General features: G+C 68.5%; 2 protein-coding genes. Both read left to right on the forward strand.

Annotated features, from left to right (window positions below):
- The first annotated feature begins 120 nt into the window (after positions 1–120).
- Positions 121–1299, forward strand: a complete 1179-nt coding sequence (locus tag ACTHMS_RS16600; protein ID WP_440307774.1) for an MFS transporter — start codon at positions 121–123, stop codon at positions 1297–1299.
- 171 nt (positions 1300–1470) lie between these two features.
- The gene (locus ACTHMS_RS16605; RefSeq protein WP_440307775.1) at positions 1471–2052 is read left to right on the forward strand and encodes a GNAT family N-acetyltransferase; all 582 of its coding nucleotides are present in this window, start codon (positions 1471–1473) and stop codon (positions 2050–2052) included.
- Positions 2053–2236: the final 184 nt, after the last annotated feature.

Consider the following 2236-nt stretch of genomic DNA (forward strand, 5'->3'; position numbering starts at 1 on the left):
GCGACAGCTACCGCATGAAACAAGCCCGCACGAGAGGAGACACCGCCTCGAAAAAGAAGTGATCACCCGCGAGGAGTGGGGACTTTCAGTTGGCCACCAGCGGGGACCACAACTTGGCCGTTGACACTGGCGCGCCTGGGTCAGGCGATGTTCGGGCTGGGGTCGGTGCTGTTGCTGGTGCAGTCGGGTCGCTCGTTCGGTGTCGCTGGTCTGGTGGCGGGGTCGATTTCGGTGGCGCAGGGTGTCTCGGGTCCGCAGGTGTCGCGTCTGGTTGATCGGCTGCGGCAGCGGACGGTCGTGGGACCGCAGATCGCTATGCATGTCGTGGCGGCCGCTGCTCTGGTCACGGCGTGCGTGAGCGGCGCGTCGACGTGGCTGCTGGTCGGGTTGGCCGGTTTCGTCGGCGCGTCACTGCCGCAGACCGGTGCGCTGTCCCGCGCTCGATGGACGGCGCTGCTCGAGGACTCGGTCATGCTAGAGCGGGCTTTGGCGATCGAATCCCTGATCGAGGAGGCGGTGTTCGTCGTCGGCCCGGTCCTGGTCACGGCCCTCGCGATGGGTGTCACCCCGGCTGCGGGACTGGTGGGGGCGGCCGCTCTGACGGTGGCTGGCACGGTGATGTTGCTGGCTCAGCGCGGCACCGAACCAGCTCATCAGCGCGCCGATCCGCCGTTGCCAGTGGCCGGCGGCGGGGAGGACGGCCGGGGGCGGCATCGTTCAGCGCTCCGCCGTCCCGGCGTGATGGTGTTGATCGCCGCGTTCGCGGCGATTGGCACGATGTTCGGGCTGGTCGAGGTCGGCATCGTCGCCCTGGCTCACGAACAGGATCAGGCAGGAGCTGCCGGCGCAATGTTGGCCTGTTGGGCCGGCGGCAGCCTGCTCGCAGGGGTGGCCTACGGGGCGACAGCATGGCGAGCCGCTCCTGCGCGGCGGTTCCAAGCCGCCGCTTTCGCCATGGCTCTCGCCGCTATTGTGATCGCCGCCGCGGGCGCTTCGCACTCGCTCCTCCTCACCACCGCGGCGCTGTTCGCGGCTGGCTTTACGAACGCGCCAACCCTGATCACGGGCAATTCCCTCGTCCCGACGACCGTGCCTGTCGACAACCTCACCGAGGCTTACACCTGGCTGGGTGTCAGCGTCTTCGCCGGGATCGCCGTCGGCACCGCATTCGGCGGCGTCCTGGTCGATCGCGCCGGCGCCAGTGCGGCGCTGACGGCGGCCATCGTGGCAGCACTCGCCGTCGCCGGCGCGGCACTGCGCGGGCACCGGTATCTGCACGCCCAGTCACCCGGCCCGTAGAACGGGTTCAGCTGAACCCCGCCCAGGCGCCCGACCGACGTTGCGTCGCGGCCCGACCATCACGCTGATTCTGCGGTGCTCCGGATGACCTAGCAGGTCGCGACGATGCTGATTCTCTGGATGGCCTGATACCTCCTTGTGGCGTTGTTGTGTCATGACACGGTGGACAGCATGGACAGTTCGTCCGCCGTTACCTACCGACTCGCAGAGTCGGGGGACAGTGACGCCGTCCGGCGGGTCAACGGCGCAGCCTTCGGCGGCCGACGCGTGCCGGACTTGGTCGACGCGTTAGCCGCGGCAGGCGACGTGGTCGCCAGCCTCGTCGCCTGCCGACTCGGCACTGTGATCGGTCACGTTCAGTTGAGTCGTTGCTGGATCGACGCCCGCGAGCGCCTCGTCGAGGTCGTGACCCTAAGCCCGCTTGCCGTCGCGCCGTCCCACCAGCGACAAGGGATCGGAACGGCTCTGGTCGCCGAAGCCCTGCGAACAGCACGGGAAAGGGGCGAGCCGGCCGTCTTTCTTGAAGGTGACCCAAACTTTTACGGAGCGCGCGGCTTCTCGTCCGCACGTTCCCGAGGCTTCGACCGCCCCTCTCCGCGAATTCCCGAACCAGGATTCCAAGTCGCGCTGTTCGACCCAGGATTGCCCCGCGGCCCGTTCGTTTACTGCCAAACGTTCTGGATCCAGGACTGCGTAGGCCTGCGCGATCCCCAACTCGCCAGTGTCGAGGCCCGATCGCGATACAAGTCCTGACACCCTCATCGAGCCGACATCCCGTCAGCCCACCAGACCTGCCGGCGAATGTCCGTCCGCCGTCGCCGCGGAGCGCGACCATGCCGCTGTCGTCGCGGAGCGCGACCATGCCGCTGTCGTCGCGGAGCGCGACCATGCCGCTGTCGTCGCGGAGCGCGACCATGCCGCTGTCGTCGCGGAGCGC

This window comes from Jatrophihabitans sp., from assembly GCF_051960575.1.
Taxonomy (GTDB): Bacteria; Actinomycetota; Actinomycetes; order Mycobacteriales; family Jatrophihabitantaceae; genus JBQCEE01.